Source organism: Nitrospira sp. M1, from assembly GCF_965152605.1.
Window position 1 is genome coordinate 4,165,007 of record NZ_OZ224217.1, and the last position, 20,701, is coordinate 4,185,707.

General features: G+C 47.9%; 22 protein-coding genes. 15 read left to right on the forward strand and 7 right to left on the reverse strand.

What is annotated here, in order from left to right; all coding sequences use genetic code 11:
• Positions 1 to 56 precede the first annotated feature (56 nt).
• The 12 genes from ACWHX8_RS18715 to ACWHX8_RS18770 all read left to right on the forward strand — a co-directional run bounded on the left by ACWHX8_RS18715 (position 57) and on the right by ACWHX8_RS18770 (position 11,681).
• Complete coding sequence (locus ACWHX8_RS18715) at positions 57 to 1,256, forward strand: glycosyltransferase (RefSeq protein WP_447969653.1); 1,200 nt, start codon at positions 57 to 59, stop codon at positions 1,254 to 1,256.
• Between the two features lie 81 nt (positions 1,257 to 1,337).
• Positions 1,338 to 2,198, forward strand: a complete 861-nt coding sequence (locus ACWHX8_RS18720) for a class I SAM-dependent methyltransferase (protein WP_447969654.1) — start codon at positions 1,338 to 1,340, stop codon at positions 2,196 to 2,198.
• A gap of 173 nt (positions 2,199 to 2,371) precedes the next feature.
• Positions 2,372 to 3,499, forward strand: a complete 1,128-nt coding sequence (locus ACWHX8_RS18725) for an acyltransferase family protein (protein WP_447969655.1) — start codon at positions 2,372 to 2,374, stop codon at positions 3,497 to 3,499.
• Positions 3,500 to 3,651: 152 nt separating this feature from the next.
• Positions 3,652 to 4,833, forward strand: coding sequence for a hypothetical protein (locus ACWHX8_RS18730; protein WP_447969656.1), 1,182 nt, complete (start codon positions 3,652 to 3,654; stop codon positions 4,831 to 4,833).
• Between the two features lie 258 nt (positions 4,834 to 5,091).
• Entirely contained in the window at positions 5,092 to 5,631 is a 540-nt protein-coding gene (locus ACWHX8_RS18735; RefSeq protein ID WP_447969657.1) for a hypothetical protein, read from the forward strand.
• 215 nt (positions 5,632 to 5,846) lie between these two features.
• Entirely contained in the window at positions 5,847 to 6,656 is an 810-nt protein-coding gene (locus tag ACWHX8_RS18740; RefSeq protein WP_447969658.1) for a hypothetical protein, read from the forward strand.
• Positions 6,657 to 6,791: 135 nt separating this feature from the next.
• Positions 6,792 to 7,559, forward strand: coding sequence for a bifunctional demethylmenaquinone methyltransferase/2-methoxy-6-polyprenyl-1,4-benzoquinol methylase UbiE (gene ubiE, locus ACWHX8_RS18745; protein WP_447969659.1), 768 nt, complete (start codon positions 6,792 to 6,794; stop codon positions 7,557 to 7,559).
• 5 nt (positions 7,560 to 7,564) lie between these two features.
• Positions 7,565 to 9,199, forward strand: coding sequence for a B12-binding domain-containing radical SAM protein (locus tag ACWHX8_RS18750; RefSeq protein WP_447969660.1), 1,635 nt, complete (start codon positions 7,565 to 7,567; stop codon positions 9,197 to 9,199).
• A 196-nt stretch (positions 9,200 to 9,395) separates the two neighbouring features.
• The gene (locus tag ACWHX8_RS18755; protein WP_447969661.1) at positions 9,396 to 10,064 is read left to right on the forward strand and encodes a nucleotidyl transferase AbiEii/AbiGii toxin family protein; all 669 of its coding nucleotides are present in this window, start codon (positions 9,396 to 9,398) and stop codon (positions 10,062 to 10,064) included.
• Positions 10,061 to 10,351 carry a hypothetical protein gene (locus ACWHX8_RS18760; RefSeq protein WP_447969662.1) on the forward strand — a complete coding sequence of 97 codons (291 nt, stop codon included), beginning with the start codon at positions 10,061 to 10,063 and terminating at the stop codon, positions 10,349 to 10,351. Before ACWHX8_RS18755 ends, ACWHX8_RS18760 begins: the two co-directional genes overlap by 4 nt.
• 746 nt (positions 10,352 to 11,097) lie before the next feature.
• The gene (locus tag ACWHX8_RS18765; protein ID WP_447969663.1) at positions 11,098 to 11,391 is read left to right on the forward strand and encodes a type II toxin-antitoxin system ParD family antitoxin; all 294 of its coding nucleotides are present in this window, start codon (positions 11,098 to 11,100) and stop codon (positions 11,389 to 11,391) included.
• The gene (locus tag ACWHX8_RS18770) at positions 11,388 to 11,681 is read left to right on the forward strand and encodes a type II toxin-antitoxin system RelE/ParE family toxin (RefSeq protein ID WP_447969664.1); all 294 of its coding nucleotides are present in this window, start codon (positions 11,388 to 11,390) and stop codon (positions 11,679 to 11,681) included. Before ACWHX8_RS18765 ends, ACWHX8_RS18770 begins: the two co-directional genes overlap by 4 nt.
• A 526-nt stretch (positions 11,682 to 12,207) precedes the next feature.
• On the opposite strand, the gene ACWHX8_RS18775 is transcribed toward ACWHX8_RS18770, so the two are convergent.
• The 3 genes from ACWHX8_RS18775 to ACWHX8_RS18785 all read right to left on the reverse strand — a co-directional run bounded on the left by ACWHX8_RS18775 (position 12,208) and on the right by ACWHX8_RS18785 (position 14,385).
• Positions 12,208 to 12,531: an HNH endonuclease signature motif containing protein gene (locus ACWHX8_RS18775; RefSeq protein ID WP_447969665.1), complete on the reverse strand. Its 324-nt coding sequence runs from the start codon at positions 12,529 to 12,531 to the stop codon at positions 12,208 to 12,210.
• Between the two features lie 8 nt (positions 12,532 to 12,539).
• A complete protein-coding gene (locus ACWHX8_RS18780; RefSeq protein WP_447969666.1) occupies positions 12,540 to 12,989 on the reverse strand; it encodes a hypothetical protein in 450 nt (149 codons plus the stop codon).
• Positions 12,990 to 13,263: 274 nt separating this feature from the next.
• Positions 13,264 to 14,385, reverse strand: coding sequence for a hypothetical protein (locus tag ACWHX8_RS18785; RefSeq protein ID WP_447969667.1), 1,122 nt, complete (start codon positions 14,383 to 14,385; stop codon positions 13,264 to 13,266).
• A gap of 343 nt (positions 14,386 to 14,728) precedes the next feature.
• Between ACWHX8_RS18785 and ACWHX8_RS18790 the strand changes: the two genes are divergently transcribed.
• A complete protein-coding gene (locus tag ACWHX8_RS18790; RefSeq protein WP_447969668.1) occupies positions 14,729 to 14,962 on the forward strand; it encodes a FitA-like ribbon-helix-helix domain-containing protein in 234 nt (77 codons plus the stop codon).
• Between the two features lie 303 nt (positions 14,963 to 15,265).
• Positions 15,266 to 16,918, forward strand: a complete 1,653-nt coding sequence (locus ACWHX8_RS18795; RefSeq protein ID WP_447969669.1) for a DEAD/DEAH box helicase — start codon at positions 15,266 to 15,268, stop codon at positions 16,916 to 16,918.
• 37 nt (positions 16,919 to 16,955) lie between these two features.
• Here the strand turns inward: ACWHX8_RS18795 and ACWHX8_RS18800 are convergent, their stop codons facing one another.
• The 3 genes from ACWHX8_RS18800 to ACWHX8_RS18810 all read right to left on the reverse strand — a co-directional run bounded on the left by ACWHX8_RS18800 (position 16,956) and on the right by ACWHX8_RS18810 (position 19,263).
• Positions 16,956 to 17,585 (reverse strand): hypothetical protein, encoded by a 630-nt coding sequence (locus ACWHX8_RS18800; RefSeq protein ID WP_447969670.1) that lies wholly within the window; start codon positions 17,583 to 17,585, stop codon positions 16,956 to 16,958.
• Between the two features lie 255 nt (positions 17,586 to 17,840).
• Positions 17,841 to 18,719 (reverse strand): HAD family hydrolase, encoded by an 879-nt coding sequence (locus ACWHX8_RS18805; RefSeq protein ID WP_447969671.1) that lies wholly within the window; start codon positions 18,717 to 18,719, stop codon positions 17,841 to 17,843.
• Positions 18,720 to 18,924: 205 nt separating this feature from the next.
• Positions 18,925 to 19,263, reverse strand: coding sequence for a pentapeptide repeat-containing protein (locus ACWHX8_RS18810; RefSeq protein ID WP_447969672.1), 339 nt, complete (start codon positions 19,261 to 19,263; stop codon positions 18,925 to 18,927).
• Between the two features lie 301 nt (positions 19,264 to 19,564).
• Here ACWHX8_RS18810 and ACWHX8_RS18815 point away from each other — a divergent pair, with 301 nt between their 5' ends.
• Positions 19,565 to 19,876 carry an STAS domain-containing protein gene (locus tag ACWHX8_RS18815; protein WP_447969673.1) on the forward strand — a complete coding sequence of 104 codons (312 nt, stop codon included), beginning with the start codon at positions 19,565 to 19,567 and terminating at the stop codon, positions 19,874 to 19,876.
• Between the two features lie 57 nt (positions 19,877 to 19,933).
• On the opposite strand, the gene ACWHX8_RS18820 is transcribed toward ACWHX8_RS18815, so the two are convergent.
• The gene (locus ACWHX8_RS18820; RefSeq protein ID WP_447969674.1) at positions 19,934 to 20,692 is read right to left on the reverse strand and encodes a response regulator; all 759 of its coding nucleotides are present in this window, start codon (positions 20,690 to 20,692) and stop codon (positions 19,934 to 19,936) included.
• Positions 20,693 to 20,701 lie beyond the last annotated feature (9 nt).

Below are 20,701 nucleotides of genomic sequence, written 5' to 3' on the forward strand. Positions count from 1 at the left end.
TGAATAGCGGCGTGGTGCAGGAACCCCATAACAACCAATGCAAAAACATTCATAACATGAATCAGAAACTACGCATCATCGTGACAGGCTTGATCGGCCTCTATCCAATTGGAGGGGTGGCTTGGGATTATCTGCAATATGTCATTGGTCTCGCACGATTGGGACATGACGTCTATTACTATGAAGATTCATCATGCTGGCCTTACCACCCTCTCAAAAAAACCAATGTGCCAGAAGGCATTTATTCCACAAAGTTTATACATCAGTTATTTCAACATTACGCTCCTGACCTTCAAGAACAATGGCAATACGTCCACTTACGCGAACAACACTTCGGGATGGGCCAACACACGTTTGCTGAGATCGCAAATTCGGCCGACCTCTTCTTGAATATCAGCGGTGCTTGCAAGATTCCAGACAATCTTTCGCCGCAATGCATGAAAGTCTTTCTAGATACAGATCCTGGCTACAATCAAATCGTCATGAGCGAACGGCCAGCATGGTCTCAAAATGTCCAACAATGGTGTGAAACCGTGACAGCCCACGATACGTATTTTACGTTGGCCGAGAATATACATGCTCACGATTGCCGTATTCCCAAGATGGGGTTGACCTGGAAGACCACACGCGTCCCGATCGTGTTAGATGTATGGGGACACCTTCTTAAAAGACATCTTCCCTCGACGTCATGGACGACGGTCATGACATGGAACCCGTTTAAGGGAAGGCTGATGTATGAAAACGTGGAATATCATGGAAAGGGACCTGAATTCGAAAAGGTCTTGAAACTACCGAACCGCACAAGCCTCCCATTCACCGTCGCCGTGGGTGGAGGCAACGCCCCTCTACAACAATTGAGCGATCACGGATGGCACGTGGTAGAGGGAGAAAGCGTGAGCCGCACACCAGAGCAATACCAGAACTTCATCGCAGAATCACTCGGTGAATTTACTCCGGCCAAACATGTGTACGTGGCGATGCGGAGCGGCTGGTTTAGTAGTCGAAGTGCATGCTACCTCGCAGCCGGCAAACCGGTCGTCACGCAAGATACGGCATTCTCGTCAATACTCCCGATTGGAACAGGGCTCTTGGCCTACGCAAACCTCGAAGAAGCCGAGACCGCCATACGCGAGGTGACGGCCAATTATTCGCAGCACGCCAAGGCCGCTCGCGTGATAGCCGAAGAACACTTTGATTCAGACATCGTGCTTACCCAACTGATCGAGCACGCACTGAATACTTCCAGTGAGTCATAGAAAGACATGCTGAACGGGTCAATGCCCCTTCCCGTGCAACCCGTACAAACGACAACCATATTTCATGAATGGAGGGACGCCATGCTCAAACTTCTGCCAGACCAAGTGAAGGAATTGTGGCAACGTGTCGACCAAGACAACTTCAGCTCATCAGCCTGTTACATTGAACAGGAACGGTTGCTGGATACCTACCGCAGTATGTGGAACGACGCACTGCGCTTGGAAAACCAACCAGACCTTCAACACAGCATGCTCTGGGAAATTGGACAATACATAAACTGTGACGACATGGCCGAGATTCGAAACCGCTGCCAATTAGCGGTACCTGCCCTCAAAGCCGAATGGCAGAATAAGGTTGGCGTGAATGACCGAAAGTCCGTCGAACAGTTTTATGACGAAAGTCACACCACAATTTACGAATTGATGTGGTGGCACACCTTAACGGAAGACTCCTCGCCTCTTGCCTACGTCACGGCCTTGGAATTTGCCAGAAACCACGGATGCCAACAGTATTTGGACTTTGGCGCTGGAGTAGGGTCAGGCGGCATTCTCTTTGCCCGTGATGAACGGGAAGTCACGTTGGCCGATATTAGCTCACCATTACAACGGTTTAGTCAGTGGCGACTGATGACACGAACACTTCCCGCGAAATTTATCGACCTTAAAAGAGACTCGCTACCGAGGCACGCCTTTGATTTGGTGACGGCCTTGGATGTGTTTGAACATTTAGTTGATCCTGTCGAAACAATCGAGCAACTCTCTGATGCATTACAACCAGGTGGATTTCTGTTTGCCCGTCTGGCCTCTGAAATAGATGAAGACCGGCCGCAACACATTGTTCAGGACTTCAGACCGACATTTGCCTGTTTACAGCGTCACGGGTTCAAGCAGGTTTGGGAAGACGATTGGCTTTGGGGACACGTAGTATTCCAAAAACCCTGAGTATCACATCCACGTCAACGGTACGGCATCCGCAATTTCCAGATTTCGTACTGATGAAAACGCTCGCCCAACAAACAATCATGCCCTCTTTCATTAACCCATCGGGTATGTTTTCAACATAGACACACACTCAACAGCATACGAAAAACCGTTGAGTTTCGTGAGACAGGCATATGCAAACAACAACACGACAACCTACGAGTCGGTATATGTCTCAGCTAGACTCACTGCGTGCCCTTGCGGTTCTAGCCGTGCTGGTTCATCACTTTTATCCGGGAAGCGAATTTTTAGGGCTGGGGTATTATGGCGTGAGGCTCTTCTTTGTGTTGAGTGGATTCTTGATCACCGGCATTCTCCTTGATTCACGAAACAGATCTGAACAAACAGGACAAGGGAAAGGGGTTGCGTTTTATCAGTTTTACGCACGACGCATGCTCAGGATCCTACCAGTGTATTATTGTGCATTATTCCTGACGTTACTTGCAGGAAACCCAGACGTCCTTTCTGGGGCGTGGTGGTATGCGACATACACATCAAACCTCCTCTTTATGACGCTTGGGTTTTTTCCCTTGACGACCGCACACCTGTGGTCATTATCCGTGGAGGCTCAATTCTATCTTCTCTGGCCGTTTGTCGTCTTTTTTGTAGCAAAACGCCACATCCACTGGTCCATTTTTTTGACAATTCTCGCTGGACCGGCTTATCGATTGTTTTCGATTGTGGAGTCACATGATCACGTTGAATTTTATACGTCGACACTCTCCTCAATTGATAGTTTGGGCTGGGGAGCGCTTTTAGCTTGGCTGATTCACACGAATAGAGAAATGCCTGTACTCCAAAACACCGGCCGTAGGATTTTTCTGTTTCTTCCGATTGTGACGCCCATATTGATGAACGAACGCTATTTCTATGTGTTTGACACGACACTGCTTTCCATTGCCTGCGTCTGGTTGGTGGCGGGGGCAGCCAAAGGCTTTCATGGACCTGTCGGTGCTCTCATGAATTGGAAGCCTCTTATCTATATTGGACAAATCAGTTACGGTATCTACCTGTATCACCTCTTCATTCCGTGGGCACTCTACGACTTTGGAGGATTCCCACAGCCGGGAAACTTGCTGGTTCACGTGATCATCCTGATGACCTCCACAATACTTATCGCATCTCTATCCTGGCATTTTGTCGAAAAACCGGTGAATAGTCTCAAGAAATATTTTTCGTCTTCAGGTGCAAGCCCCCCCCCACACACAAGACCTCACTCAACACCTCAAGGTCAAGAATTTAGGTTTTCAGTAAAACGCTAGGCAAGAAATCTTCGTTCCCAATGACTTCAACATATAAATAAGCATGTCTTAGGAGTTATAGTGACGCAGTGTCAGCGCAGACTCATTCGTCCTAGACCAAGGGCGGCCTGTATTTGAAAGTAATGAGGAGTACACACTCAGCTTCGTCACCCATGCTCAGACTTTTTTCGAACCTTCACTCCCTACGAAACCTCAGTACGCTCTGCGCGCTTCTTGTCCTGACGACAACAGTCTGTGCAACCGGCCACGCCTCGACAAACCATGCGCAGGTTGAGTCAGAAAACGTGTGTCCACTTTTTGACTGGAACACATTGCCAACAAATACATGGATCAACGTACCGACGTGTGGCGACTCACCCAGAAAAGTCTTTCACGGAGCTTCCGCCCTCGCATCAGATCAACGAGTCGTTTTTTTCTTTGGAGCCGATACGCACGAGAAGGATTATGACAACAGCGTGTACAGACTCAGCCTCACGGACCTCCGCTGGAGTCAGGATTATGCCCCTGACTCACTAGATAACTATCGCGTAACGCCTCAAGGCTATCCGATCACCACAAGCAATCGCCCATGGGCAATGCATACATTTGATGGATGGGATTATGATCCGAATGGAAAGACTCTCGTGCTTGTTGGATTTCCCAAACATGCCACACAAGCCATGCAACAACTAAAAGATAAGGGAGAACTTAGGCAACCCCTCAAACCTGTCACTTGGCACTACAATCCTGAGACACGTTCCTGGAAGTTAATCAAAACACCAACACCCCAGTTGTTTGCAGGAGGATTCGCGTGGGACTCACGAGGAAAGCGTTTTATCGGACATGATGGGAAACGTACCTACCACTATGACCCCAGATCCCACACATGGACAACGCATTCAGCCTCATCGATACCGGGCTATCATCTGCGTCTTACGTACGATACCTTCGCCAACACACTATTATCATTGGGCAACAACTCTAATAGCCGTGAATTGTGGAGTTACACATCACAGGCCACGCAATGGAAACGAGTCAATGTCGATCAACCTCCTCTTCCCGGCAACGGAGCCGCCGTTGCCTATGGAACCCATCATCACGTCCTTTTGTATTTAGCGAATGACTCACCAACGTCATACGAAAATTCATCTGGCAAAAGCGCGACGTTTCTGTATAAAAGCCAAGAACAACAGTGGGTAAAACTTCCCGTACAGAGTCCACCGCTATTCGGCATGAACTATCTCACACAATACGACCCCGCAACCGAGGTCTTCCTGCATTTTGAAAAACCCACAATCTCCGACGAATACATTGCCGTGTGGGCATTTCGGTATCGACCTCCACCACCCCGCTAGGCACAAGCCTATCCACGTATCACACCGTCGCCTGACTTCGCCAATCGTCCCATTCCGAAGGCACTCAAAGAATACGCCATCCCAACGTTCGACTTTTACGGTAAGGCCTATCACGGAGGCTTCAATATGTCCACTTGATTTACCCAGCGTGAGTATGGAACGATCATCTTTACCCCCTAAGACTTCAACTGACCCCATTGACCGACAGACATACTTCACGGCCTTTCCGTTTTGATGAGTATCTGCAAAACCTTTTTCATGACGTTCACATTCAGCATGCTCTACGTCGCATCGGCAGCAGCTGTGCCGATGGGTATCGAAGCAGCAGACATCGAACAAGCCACCAGCCCTGAAACTCCGTCTGCTCATGACAACCTTTCAGAAATCCCACTAGCGGCACAATCCGTCTCCCTCGAACCTGTAAAAGACTTCGATCTTGAACCATCCTCACTACATACCGCTGCCAAATTTTTCAGGACACTTTTGTCATCACTCACATATGAAGTAAAGTTTACACCCCTCGGCCGTCTGTACACGGCTATTCCAGAAGCCCTCCATTCTCAGGACCATCCACTCCTGTCCTTTCGACTACTCCCCCATCCGGACATGCCTCAGTCAACAGCGCTCGTAAACAACAAGCATTTCGTGATCGATCAGAGCACGAAGGCTGTCTCCCCAAAACAGGAAACAAACAGGCTCAACACGGCATTTTTGTTCGTCATAATATTCTTCGTGCTCACAGGAGCTGCCGTGGCCATCTTGTGGCAAACCAGAACAATCATCATTCTGCGTATCTGACAAAATAGTTGCTAACAGGCTTGGGCAAGTTCGTTGATTGGCCTATCACGACATCATAGTCCTTTGTCTTTTCTGGTTCGCTACCAGCTTCCCGCTTTTTCGGCTTAGGAAAAAATCTCTTTGACCGACATGGTCTATAGTGATGAACGAGACACAGCTTTTCAGAAATTCCCTGATTTTCACCATCCGATGGCTGCAGAAGTGAGGAATTTGGCATGACACCTTTCTCTTCATCACTCGTATCGCCCCCTCTCTCACCACTCCTACGTCTGCGTTCAACCTATTACCGGTGCTGGTATGAAATTTCCCGTGGATTCACATGGATTCGCCGTCATTATGACGAACAACCTGCCCATACTCTTCCTCAAACACTGACACCCCACCAGCACCAACGAATCAGATCGCTTCAAGTGAAGTATGGGGTTCACTTTGAAGATCAATATCATGTTTCAACGACGTTGGAAAACTATGAGTATCTCGACTTGCTTGACCAAACCAAGGAAAAGTTTGGCTGGGAGCCTGACCATGACAAAGAACTGGTGGATGTGGGATCACTGAACTTTTACTATGCTCCAGCCCTCCATGCCTTTTTTCAACCTCGCCAACTTCAGGGGATTGAACTCGAGGGATATCGGGTGTACACCAACCTCTATAGTCGATTTGACTACGCACAATGTTATATCCGCCCCTTCGCAAATACCTCCTACACGGTCATGGACTTCTGTGACTTTACCGGCTCTGCCGATGGGATTACCTGCTTTTACCCCTTTGTGAAGCCTGAACCCTTGGTCGCCTGGAGATTGCCACTCAAAATCTTTCAACCTCAGCGCCTGTTTGAACGGATGACCGAAAGCCTCAGAACGGAAGGATTTGTTCTGATGATGAACCATGGAGAAGATGAGGCACAGTGGGCCTGCAAATTTGCCCTACAAAGCGGCCTCCGACTGAAGAGCCAACCTCAACCGATTCCACCACTGTTCCCACGGGCTGACGTTCCGATCATTAGCGTCTGGAAGAGAGTCTAAAGAGACCTATTGAAATCCTTCCACTGTGAAATATGTCGCACGAACAACGAGTTAGGAGAACGATGTGTTTGACTATTGGCAATGTTCCTCTAATTATCCTTGACAAACCTCGAAAGCCAGTGCTACCTCCTCTGAATGGTTCCAACGCTCGAACAACCCCCTAAGCCCGAGACTCCAGAATCGGTTTCCACCTGGACAGGTCAAGCCCGTGAGCAAGCGGTTCAACGTATGTTTACAGCTATCGCGGGGTTTTATGATCTGAATAACTCGCTACTGAGTTTCGGCCTCCATCATCGTTGGAAAAAACGAGCGATGCAGTACATTTCGAGCGTCAAAGGCGGTCGAGCCTTGGACCTTGGTGCCGGTACTGGAGACTTAGCCATCCTCCTTGATCAGCAACTGGGACAGGCCGGACAGGTCGTAGCCGCAGATCTCAACGAAGCCATGCTTCGAGTCGGTCTCAATAAGGTCAAAAATAAAGGGTTAGCTCACCGAATTTCCTGCTTTCAAATGAATGCCGAACATCTGACGTTTCAGGATAAAAGCTTCGACACCGTCACAGCAGGGTTTTGCATTAGAAATGTCGGAAATCGCTCGCAAGCCTTTACTGAAATTCGACGAGTCCTCAAACCAGGCGGACAATTTGTGTGTCTCGAGTTTTCTCAGCCAACCACATCGGTGCTGCGCAATCTGTACGATTGGTATTCGTTTCGACTCCTGCCTTGGATTGGAACGGTCGTGGCCCGTGACGGCACCGGGGTCTATGAATATCTCCCGGCTTCCATCAGGACGTTTCCCGATCAAGAGCGCCTCCGTGAACTGTTATTGAAAGCCGGCTTTCAACGAGTCGACTACAAAAATCTTAGCGGCGGCATCGTGGCCATCCACATTGCCGTAAAATAACCTCTATGAATTCCGTTCTCTACGTCTTTCTCCCCTGTAAGAAAGTCTATCCAACGGGGATTACCTATCTTGCAGACTTTATCCATCGGCGACGGCCCGAGGTTCGGCAACATATCCTCGACCTCTCCCTCTATCCGCTGCACGAACGGCAACAGGTATTGCAAGATGTTACGACGTCATTTCAGCCAGAACTTATCTGCTTTTCCTGGCGCGATATTCAAATTTTTTCACCGCACGAAGGCGATGCCTCGCTGGAACATGCCTTCAACTTTTACTACGCCAGCAATCCGCTCAAACGGATCGTGGCATCCTTTCAAGGACTGCATAACCTCTATCGCTATTACATGGATATTCGGAGCAACCTCTCCTACCCCTGGTTGATCAGCAAAAAATTTCCTTCCCTGCAGATCATGATCGGCGGCGGAGCGTTTACGGCGTTTGCCGACCAACTCATCGGGAAATTGCCTGAAGGCACCATTGGGATTCTCGGCGAAGGAGAAGACGCAATTCTGAAGGTCCTGAATGGGGAATCCTTGAGTGAAGAACGGTTTATCGTCAAAGAAAATGGCGTGGTGACCAAAGGCACGAAGAATACACCGGCACTACTTGATTCCTTGACCGTCGATATCCCGTATCTCACGACAATTTTCCCACAGTACAAAGAATATATCGGCGAGTCGATTGGCGTACAAAGCAAACGCGGCTGTCCCTACGATTGCGCCTTTTGCCTGTATCCCTACATCGAAGGCAAGCGTGTGCGTTACCGACCTGCAGAAAATGTCGTGAAGGATATTGCGCAATACTATCACCAATGGGGCGCCCGCCGGTTTTGGTTCACCGATGCGCAATTCATCACCGGCAAAGACGCGTATCCTCAATGCACCGAAATTTTAGAACGGATTATTGAACAAAAATTAGAGATTGAGTGGTCCGGCTATGTCCGAACCTCACTCATCAATGCCGACCTTGCGAAACTAATGGTAAAATCAGGCGTTGGCGATTTGGAAGTCGCGATCACCGCAGGCTCTCAAAAGGTACTCAATAGCCTGCACATGGGCTTCAAGCTTGAACATCTCTATGACGGATGCCGGCACCTCAAAGAGGCAGGGTTTAAGGGAAGAGTTATATTAAACTATTCATTGAATTCTCCAGAAGAAACCGAAGAAACACTTCTACAGAGTATCGAATCGTACAAAACCGTAGCCTCGATCCTCGGAGAAGATCGTGTCTTTCCACTCATGTTTTTCTTAGGCGTGCAACCCAACACCGACCTTGAAGAACGCCTACTTTCCGACGGCTACCTTTCAGCAGGGTACAACCCCTTAAGCCTCACACCATGGAATATCAAGAAGCTTCTGTATAATCCAGCTCCCTTGAACAAACTCATAGCTAAAGCCTGTCTCTCGGCATGGAGTCGTAAACACGGCTCACGCGACCCGCGAGAATGGTCAGGCAGCCTCAGCCAACAAAGCGCCACGCAACAACATGGCCACACCTACGCCGACTCCAGTCTTTCCAAAGGGTTTGAAACCAACTCCGGACGGGACGCGCTCCTGACGCTCGAAGAAATCCTGCGGACTCGGAAGCCGAAAGACTCCAAACAGTCTACGCCATCTCCAACACCGACGCCTTCCTCCTAATATCTCATACAACGACAGTTTTCTTACTCCAAATCTGCAGATCGATGTATGAAGTTAAATGTGTGAAGTTATGTGAATATTCGGCGTAACGGAATAGGGTAGGACATGACATCTTTTGCTAAAATATGGGGCATGATAAAATTGGCCTTCACGCCAGCCTTGTTATATGGTTCATAGACATGAACAACAAAACTCAATGACCATGGCAACAAACGGCCTTCATCTAGACATTCTCCCGTCCCCACAACGCCGTTTGTGGGATGAACTTCTTGATCTGCCAGGATCATTTACGCTCTATGGCGGAACCGCAATTGCCTTACAAATCGGACATCGTCATTCCATAGACTTTGCTTTCCAAGCAGTCAAACCGCAAGACCTCTTAACAACCTTACCATTCTTACAAGACACAAAAATTATACAGCAAGCCAAGAATACTCTCACATGTCTTGTTGAGCGTGGTGGCCTGATACAAATCTCGTTTTTCGGCGTACCAAACCTTTCACCAATCAATGATCCTCTTATCGCTCACGATAATGGAGTGAAAATTGCCTCTTTACTTGATTTAGCCGGAATGAAAGCGGCGGTGGTACAGCAACGGGCAGAAGCAAAAGATTACATTGATATGGCCACGATGCTTGAGAAGGACGCGACGGATTTGCCAACAGCGCTGACCGCCGCCAAGTTGATATACGGCCCGTCATTTAACCCGCAGCTGACATTAAAAGCACTGTCCTATTATGAAGATGGAAATTTGCAGACTGTTCCGATTCACCACAAAGAACGGTTACTGCATGCGGTGCGCACAGTTGATCTAGATCAGTTGCCCGAGCTCGACCACAGTCAAGGCCAGAGGCACGAACGATGAAAGCACTTTCTCTGACCGATGAATTAGTAAAGGTTGCAGAACGAGTCATCTGGTTTGAGAAACCGGAAGAAGCATTAACTGATCCAATCCGGTTTGTCACCTATGCAATGACATATGGAACGCATGAGGATATGAAAGTGATCAAACAGTATCTGTCCGATGATGACTTACGCGAAGTCCTTGCCAAGGCTCCACCTGGGATTTTCGATCCCCGCTCCTGGGCCTATTGGCATTTAAAACTTGGCCAATATCCTCCGCCACCACAACCAATCCGCCGTTTTGAATGATCGTCGTGTCACAACATATCGAACTCCGTTATATTTTGAGGCCAATCTAAACTCAGGCTTGAAGCATGCCACGAATCAAAAACCTTTGTGTTTATTGAATATCGCCATCTTTGTCACACTTTTCTTATAGAGGTACTGTATTTTCGGAGAAAGTCTGATTAGAACGTTGCATGGAATTGGAAGATCATAATTCGTACTCCTCCTGAGCAAAGGCCGACAGTCCCAGCCGAATTGTGACACAAGCGCAGTGCCTCACCTACACAATCCAGTCTCTCCAAAGACTTTTAACCCAACTCCGACCGGAATGCGTTACTGACACTCGAAGAGATTATACAGACTCGAAAGTCAGATTCAGATCAGAATACTTCAACCGCGACTCCAACGTATTCTTCCTGATACCTCATATCCCGCAATAGAAATATTGTAGGGTAGGCATAGCTCAACAGAACATTGTTCATTTGGCCTTTTGGGTAAATTTGGTGAAGCAAAGGTGAGACAGCATGCGTCTGAGCTTTAATTTTTTTAATTGCTCAGCGAGATCCATTTTATGTGTCGCCAACTTCTGAAAAATATCCCACTGCTTGAGGTGCCATTACGATTGTTATCTCATTATCTACGTGATTGTTCGGAGTTTCTACGATAGCATGTGTAAAGAAACAGAATTTGTCACCCATATAACTGAAATAAGGTAGACTAATACGAAATATGCAGTGGTATAGAGTAGGATTTTATATTATAATTGATTCATGAGTACTGAACGCCCGCCCCATCCTGCTGAAAAGCTCAGCATTACGTTGCCGCGTGAAATGGCGCAAATGGTACGCGAGAAAGTAGGGGCCGGAGACTATTCCTCAAACAGTGAAGTAATCCGAGAAGCCTTGCGCTTGTTTCAGACACAAGACCGCCTCCGTGCTCAGCAATTGCTTGAACTCAAGGAAAAGATCGACCATGCCATCAACACGGGCGGCGCGTCTCTAACTGCTAATGACGTGTTTGCTTCGCTTCGGGACCGACACCAGAAGCGGACGCGCAAAGCATGATCCTTCGTTTCCGGCCTGACGCTCTTCGCAATCTCGAAGAAATCTACGAATACATCGCAGCCGATAGCCAGAAACATGCAGGGCAGTTTATTGATCTGATTGAATCAAAATGCGAGACCTTGGCACAAAGCCCTTTTTTAGGACGACTGCGTCCTGATCTGCGTAATGATGTGAGAAGCTTTCCCCTAGAACAGTACATTATTTTCTATCGGGTGTTGGAGGAGGACAATGTGGTTGAAATCATCCATGTATACCACGGTGCACGCGATGTAGATGCGTTATTTGAATAATTGAAGTAACGGAATGGGGTAGTTGATTACATTTTGTCTTGGTCTGACAACTAATGCCCCCTGGCAGCGGCTAGCGACACAATGTGTTTGACAGGTGTAGGAGAAAGGGCCGCTTCTCCGCGCCCGGTTAAATCAATAGCTCGGCAGGCTCACAGCACTGGATGTTAGCTGGGGCGATATTCTGAACTAAGGAAGCTAAGCAATGCCTCTTGTGCCACAGATATTAGCGGAGATGCTTTTTGAGGTATTCTCTGGTTTAATTCACCGCATTAGCCCTGTGCTAAGTGCGTGGCCCATACTAACTTCCTAAAATCTGCTGGTTGGATAAACCTGCAACAGCATAGGCATCCAAAATCGCCGTTTTGAGCTTCTCTTTTACGGTAGCAATTACACCTTTCGTGTCGCTCGTCAAAACTGTTCATCTAAGGAACGGGAATCCCAAATCATCGGAGGTGGTATGCATAGACACTATCGAGTTGAACTCAAGTTCGTCAATTAACGCCTGCAGAGGGAAGACATCGGTTTCTCATGCCGCATAAAGAAACATTTCAGGTTTATATTTGCAAAGTTCTAGCAATTGTTCTTTGTGGCGTTTGAGCTCAGCCTGCGTAAGTTTTCGCCCACGGGGATGCTTGTCGTTGTAGCTATGAATTTCAGCATGACATTCGAAACAGACTGGGATGGCGTTATCAATCGTGTAAGGTCCACCTTCAGCTGCCGGTACGATCTGCTCTGTCTCAATTTTACTCCGCAGAATCGATGACAGACGCAACAGAGCCGGTGGCACTGGACGGAGGAGGTCATCAACCATTTTACGCGGGAAAATCACTTTGCGTAACTTTCGACCCATTTACCCGACTACCATGTCAACGACCACACGATAACTGCCGTTCCGCCAAAATAGAGAAAACGATAGAGCCACTGATTTACTCGTTCGGTCAGAGTGACACCGCAGTACGTTTGTACCTCCCAACCGCGCACGAAAAGAGTACCCCAAAGAAGAATCGACGCGCCAACAATCTGCATCGCAAAAATGACAGATTGCCTTGGCGTTCCAGCGATCCAGAATGACAGAAGGCCGAGAAGATATCCCGATGCAAGCGACGCTAGAACGAGACCGAAGGAATTCCAGAACGCCCGCCGCACGATGTAAGCGTGATGGATCGACACTGGCGGACTTGAAAAGTTCTTTCGGGCGGCGCTGTCTTTCTCTTCTTCATCAACCAACTTGGATGGTACAAACACGCCGAGTAGACAAAGGTAGACCGCACGGTGCATCTTTACTGGCGTTGGACGGGTGTCGGCCATTTCCGATACAGCTGAACTAGCGGATATATTAGTTAGTATAGCTCACTTGCGTATGCAGTATATCCCTGCAATGCCAAATCATCTTAACCACGATTCCTCAACTTCTTCATGTTTCTTGTGACTTAGAAACATTCCCGAATACTTTGAAAATGACAAATGCGGCAAGGCTATTCAGTATATTCTACTTTTTGGTCGAAGTCATTAAACGCGTGATTAAGAGGTCAGATGAGTCTATGTATCCAAATAGTGCAGTCGGTTACATTTTGCCCTAACGCTAAGGGCTCTGCGAAGTTTTCGTCCAGCACATTTTTGTGTGATACTCATTGAGTCCGAACCTAACAGCAAATGCTTTACGGACAAACGTTTCTTTAGGGTGTTTCTCCCCGCATAGGCGAGAGATAGATTTGGCATATGTTCTATCCTCGTGGCCGAGCAGTCTATCGCTAAACAATTCCCAACTCATTGACTCCCAAACGACAAGTGCGGCTACATGTAACTGCGTTAGACACGAAACATTAGGCACTGGGCATTCGAGTTGACGTGGTTTTATTTTATCTCCGTGAACGATTTTGTTACGCAGATTGTAGAAGATGTTGATCCATGCGGCTACGACATTTACCTTTTGCTTCTGTTTTGGCTTTTTGCCAAATTTGATCGTCTTCTTCTTGAGATTATCTAACCTGGTGAGGGTGTCAAGTTTTTCGGTCATTTCTTTCCGCTTTTGTGACCCTGGGCCTATTTCGAGCAAAATCTCGAAGGCGGTCGCCATCATAACGACTCGAGACAGATCACTGATTTGGTCGTTGCCAGAGTGAGCGAATCGAAACCACTCCAATGCTCGGTAAATTCGGTCTTTCTTGTGCGCCTGCCTTGGACGAGTTAGAAGTTTCCCCAACGCCATGAGTAGCTCTTCATTGGGCAAGTAACACGAGCTGCCTGCGTCAGAAGGGGCATAACAATGATAACTCTCCTTCTCCCGTATGTGAAGCGTACCTCCACTCCTATTTGCAACGAACTCGTCGGAATAATTGAATCGTTGAAAGACAAGTTGAAACCTTTCACTGTTAGGAAAGCCTCCAGTCATGTTACCACTCTCGACTATCCTTTTCAGGGAAGTTGTGACCGCAGCAAAAATAAGAGCATCGACGGCGCGTCTGATAACCCTACACTCTTCCTCACTCAGCTGCTTGATCGGATTATCTCCCACGAAAAGGAGCGCTATATGCTGAATAGGCTGGCCATCATAATTAAGGTGTCGCTTAAAGTAGGTGTCTAAATATTTTTGATCGGCTGTAGAAACGCGTGAGCGGACATCTTTCCAAGGCACAACATTTACATGACCAATTGAAAGTTTTTGACTAATTCCAGCCCATGGGAGGAAGCATACTTCTGACATGATGAGTTCTTTCCAATCCACTCAGAAGTGGAGAGAAACTTTATCTTTGAAATTAGACAGGATTATTAATCGACTCCATTATTTCGACGAGACCGTGTATCAGAATACCGAATTCCGTTACCTTCCTGGAGTTCGCTTGGCTTACCCATGAGGTACACGCTTTCTCAACCCACCTCTTTTGTGTTTATTGGATATCGTCGCAGCAAATTAGTCAAGGATAGGCACCCAGAAGATTTCTATTACAACACTCTGATACGATGAAATGTTTGTTGTTGATATTCTTGTCTGGCAGAAAATAATACAGTACATTTGCTCTAAAATAGATGCAAACTAAAGGTTGGTCATGCCTACAAACCTGTTGATTAAAGACGTGCCAGATCGCTTGATGGCACGACTTCGTCTACAAGCTGTAAAACATCACCGATCTCTACAAGGAGAAGTCGTGGCTATTATCGAATCGAGTGTGGAAACTCACACACCACTCACGCCTTCTCAGGTTTTGGCTCAAGTACGGCTATTAGGACTCAAGACCCCTCGAGAAGCCGCTTCGATCATTCGACGAGACAGAAATTCGTGATAAAGTTACTGATCAGCATTAGCAATCAGTTTGTTCACGAAAACTGATGCAGATGCGACATTGAAATTGATCAAGAGGCCAACTTTACTCTGTTATGCTGGCTTCAAAATTAACCAAGACTGATCATTCATTAAACATATGAACGACGACACAACGACATCCAAGAACAAAAAACCCTAGACTACGAAAAACTCCGACATTCATATTTGATTCCAATCATCATCGCCAGTTGCGCTCAGGTCTCAAATTCCGTATCGTATCGCCTTTTTTGTTTACCGCAAAACTCGAAAACATACGCTTTCAATGCCGCACGCTCTACCACATTGGACTTCTCCGTTGCGCCCCTGGCAGGAAGAGGCCTTTCAATTAATCTCCTCTCATCCCACGGCAAACTTTTTAGCCGTTGCCACCCCAGGTGCAGGAAAAACGCGCTTGGCATTACGTGTCGCGCACGATGGACTGACCAGTGGAAGGGCTCATCGAATCGTTGTCGTCTGTCCGACGACACATTTACGTGAACAGTGGGCCAAAGCCGCTCACCTTGAAGGACTCCATCTTGATCCTGCATCGTCTAACCAACAGGAAAGAGAAGCGACCGACTTTCATGGACTGGCCACAACCTATCAACAAGTCTGCCTCGAACCTCAACGCTATCGAGCTCAATCTCTTCGAAGCAAAACCCTGGTAATTTTTGATGAAATTCATCATGCCGGCGAAGGGAAAGAATGGGGGGAGGCCTTACAGGTCGCGTTTCATTCGGCTGTTCAGCGACTCCTACTCTCTGGCACCCCATTCCGCACCGACGATAGCCCTATCCCGTACGTCCGTTACGACAAGGACCGCCGCAGTATCGCAGACTTTCAATATGGCTATCCTGAAGCCCTTCGAGATAGCGTCTGTCGACCGGTGATTTTTCCGTCGTATGAGGGAGAACTGGCTTGGACATCTCGTGGAGAAACGGTACACGCCACCTTTAAAGATGGAGTCAAAAAACCATGGCGTCGTGAACGGCTCCGGACAGCATTACTCCAAGAAAGTTGGCTGGGAGAGGTAATTCAGGATGCGAACGACCGCCTTACCACTGTCCGCACGGCGGGCCATGACAATGCCGGAGGGCTCATTGTGGCAATGACCCAAAGTCATGCTCGAGATATCGCCGCCCTGGTGCAACGCCTCACAGGAGAACGGGCACAAGTCGCGGTCTCGGACGATCCGACAGCCAACCGAACGATCCAACGGTTTGCTCGTGGCCGGCACCGGTGGTTAGTCGCCGTGAACATGGTCAGCGAAGGAGTGGATATCCCCCGGTTGCGGGTCGGGGTCTATGCCACCAATGTCTTAACGGAGATGTACTTTCGCCAAGTCGTAGGACGATTTGTTCGAGTGAACGAAGATGGAGGCCAGGATGGGAAGTCGTACCTGTATATTTCACAGGATCCGACAATCGTGAGCTTTGCTAAGCAGATTACGAAAGAACGAAGTCATGCCTTAAAGGAGCAATCTTCGCTCTTTGACCTTCCTCCTCTCGCTCCATCGAACAGAAAAGAAAGTCAGGAAGATGATTTTGAGCCATTAGGTGGAGTCGCTCATGCGGATGAATGGATTGGAGGGGCCTTTTTCCTGACACACCCTGAAGTTCCTGAGTCGCAACAGAACTTCTTCCGACCACCCCCACCCACGACTGAGGTCGAGGCAAAGGAATCAGTTGCCGTAGTGGCACCAGAGCCTGAACTGACTCTCTACGAACAAAAAAACGCATTGCGCGATCGCCATAAACAACTGGTATCTCAGTTAACCCGCCGAGATCGCCTTGACCATTGGCAAGTCAACGCAGCATTGAAGGACGCGACAGGAACGGCAATTAACCAGGCAACCGTTAGTCAACTCAAAAAACGGCTACAACTGCTCGAACGGTGGGTAGAGCATGGGTTCAAGAAAGGACGACGCAAAACCTAAGTCTGACCAGCATGCTCCCTAGAAGCTCCGCAACACCCTATTCTTGAATCGTGAACGTCATGGTTCCCATTATGTTGACTGCATGCAACGCTTGCCCTGGACTTCCGTAGTAAATATTGACGAGATATTGTCCAGGGTCCCACTTTTCTTTTGGCGGAGAGATGATGAAGTACCCATATCGTTGATTCATTTCTAATTCAATCACATCTTGCCCCAACGGCTCTTTGCCAACGGGCTTTCCATCGACGAGCGGGTGCCATGCCGCAGCAAACTGCCCTGGCGCATCAAGCGGTTGTCCTTCGAAAACGATAAAAATTTCCGGTGTGTCTGGGGGAAACGTTGAAACTCCTGGATCAACGGGTTCAACATAGGCATCATCGGTTAGCCACCCTGGCCGACCATGTGAATCCCATGGAGTTTGATAGCCACGCGCCATGGCAATCCAGGAAAAGACTCCTTGAGGCCGCTTCCAATTTTTCTGATCAAAGGCAAGGCTTGGAGAGTCCTGCATTAAGTCTTGAGACGGCGTAATAGGTCCAAAGGGGTCTTGAGCCAACAATTGCTGGCTTATCATCATGATACCAACCAGAACAAACAGAAACGTGCGTACGATCCAGGACCGAGATTGAAGATTATGATGTATGTGATGTGTATACGAGAAACCCATATCGCACCTCCCGACTTTCATAGATAGCAGAGAAGGTCTGAAATATTTCTTCTTGCTATTCCTATGTTACCTCAACAGTCGTAGACAATACGAGGATAGAGCGAATCCACATGTACTCCAAACAGGAAAAGCCCTCGAACTCCGCGCCGGACAAACTCTCAACTCGCGCACGTGACATAAGTCGGCTATCACACTCGTCAGACATCGCTCACAGATAGAAATGCTCGAATTATTCACGATTGATACATAACAGGATTACGGCGTTGGTGCGGCAACACGAGCTTTTTCCACCCCTTGCCGACGTTCCTCGAGTACCCCGTTCGCAATTTCCTTGACATGCTGTTCCAGGATTAACCGCAAATGACTTCCTGCCCGGTAATCCGCCGGCGCCATAAAATGCACTCGCTCAGCATGGTGAGCCAATTGATAGCATTTCTCAAACGAGCGTCGAGAGTCATCTTCCGCATTATAGACGGCAACAGCAAATCCTCCGTTTTTCTTCATGAGCGTAAAACATGGGACATCCGTCGGTCCATCCCCGACATAAATCATATGACGAAATGGCACGCGGCGCATCTCTTCAGGCATATGATCGTTGACATCTTGATCTAAATCCAACAGCCCCTTATTGACCCGAAACAGGAATTGTGTCTTCTGCGTGTGACTGATCGTACGCTTTGGAAAACTAATATGTCCGTTATCTTCGTCAAACTCGCACCCAAAAATGGCTTTCACATACGTTGCAATGTGACTTCCATCGAGAATGGCCTTCAGTCCTGAACTCACCACATAGTGCTCTAATCGAATTCCGAGTTCCTCATACTCCTGCGGGGTAAACAGAGCGTTCAGTTCTTCAAAGCATTCCGGCACCCCAGGGAAGAATGTCAGGTCGGCTCCCATGTTTTTCAAATCCTGGTTCGACAGCGCACGAATGGCCTCATGCTCAAGCATCCGCTTCATATAGGCTAACTCTTGATCATAGCCCTTTGCTTGTATCAATGCCGTGCAACTGGGCCAAAACTCTTTGGGATCGATCCCCGCATGCCGAAGAATCGTGTGATCCTGCATATAGTGCGGGCTGAGCGTATGGTCAAAATCGTAGACAATTGCGATAATATTGTGTGGATGCGTCATCGATACTCCTTTAACATCGTACTGGAATTGGAGTGTAAGTTGAGAAGTAAAATGGTGTCAATGCGTGAACTTCGATTAGACAAAGGCATGACACGTTTCACATGAAACGGATGGTAGGAAGGGTGAATTCTTGAAGCTTCAAATCTTTTGACTTAGATTTTTGGTAGGACCGACACCATCGGACCGTGGGCGGTTTCGAGATGCGTTAAGATGAATACCGCATTCGAGTCCCATGTTGAAACGAGAGAAGAATCTCATTTGCACTCAAGTTTTTAGGGAAATAGGTTCCAGAAATATGTGCACCGTTAATACTCGCGCCTTCTAATTGTGCTTCAGAGAGATCCACCCCACGAAGGTCTGCCTGACGAAAATAGGAACCGCGCAAGTCGAGTCCCTTCGCATCCAAGCCCCGCAAATCAACGTTTCGAAAGTCACAGTTTGTCAAATCAATGCTCTCTCCAAGCGCCCGCCGGTCATTAAAATCTTTCACTTTCCCTTCACGAAGCAACTGGTACAGTGGATCATTCAATATTTTCGGGATCATGGGCATGCTCCGCTGAAACACGTGTCTCGATAAGTGTCCCTCTCTTTCTTATCGGCGTGTTGGACGATAACATTAAAGGCTACGCAGGGAAGACTAGCCCGAATCCACATAAGAAAATGCTTGATAATAACAATATCTTGACATCGGCTCTGTAGAAGGGTACAAATCACAGCAGCTGGGTTACAAGTTCTTTAGGAAGCAGCAGATGCAACCGACAAGTTCTTAAGAACGCAGCAGTTTCATCACTGGTGGACAGAAATGCGAGAGATCTGCCCTGCCGAGTGTTCACTGGTGATGCAACATGGACTATACACTCACTACCGAAAACAATCGCACGATAATCACGCTCTGGGGTCGATTTGACTCACAAAAGCGCCATGAGTTTCTTTCGGCCTTTCAACTGGCTCTAGAAGAAGACACGAAAGAAATCGTGATCGACTTACAGAAGGTGATGTTTATTGATAGTACGGCGGTAGGCCTGTTGATGGTCGCTCATCAAAAATGTGAAACCCCTCACAAAGGCTTAAGCCTCTGTGTTGCCGACGGCCCTGTGAAGCAGACATTAGACTTTCTGAAAATCACGGATATCATTCCAGTAACCCCATCACAATAAACTCCCCTACAGCGTACTCGCTCTGACCAACACGGATACAACGAACCACCATACCTTCTACGGATTGGGAGATGTTTCTTTCAGAAGATCCTGAAGTTTGAGACGGAGATTCGCAAGCTCTTTGGATCGAAAACTTCCCTTGGTCAGTTGCAACACCTGAATGGCCTCATAAATTCCTTCACGTAATTGAAAATAATCGGACATCACGGCAGTTTGAGGAACCGTAGCCTGTGGTTGCCCGGCAGAGGTAGACTGGGTCTTTAAATACGTCACAACCTCCTCAAGTTGCCCTTGTAGTTTCGAGACAGGCGACTCGTCAGTCATCGTATCGATTGAAGGTGCCTCATCAATATTCTTAAATGTCAACAGCGCATGCTCAATATCTTCCAACTCATCTAATCGCTGTCGCGCTAACACACGAACCGAGCGGACCGTTTGCAATTGACGCTTGAAGGCAATTCCCTTTCGAACAGATTGAAGTAAGCGGGGATAGTCGACCGGCTTCACAATATATTCAAGAACATTCAGGCGGACTGAGTCCACGGCTGAAGCAAGGGAGGGAAACCCCGTCACGACAATGACCGGGAGAATCTTCGAACGAGTCTGAATCTCATCCACCATCTCCATTACGCGATTTCCAGGCATCTTGAGATCCGTAATGAGTAAATCGTAGTCATTCTCCTCTAATGCCAAAGAAAGTTCTCGTACATCTCCGACGGTATCGCACTGATATCCTTCACCTACGAGAAGCGTTTTCGTTGCCTTTGCAAACGTCTCTTCATCGTCAGCCAGTAGTATCGTGCCGTCCATGTCCATGACGAATCC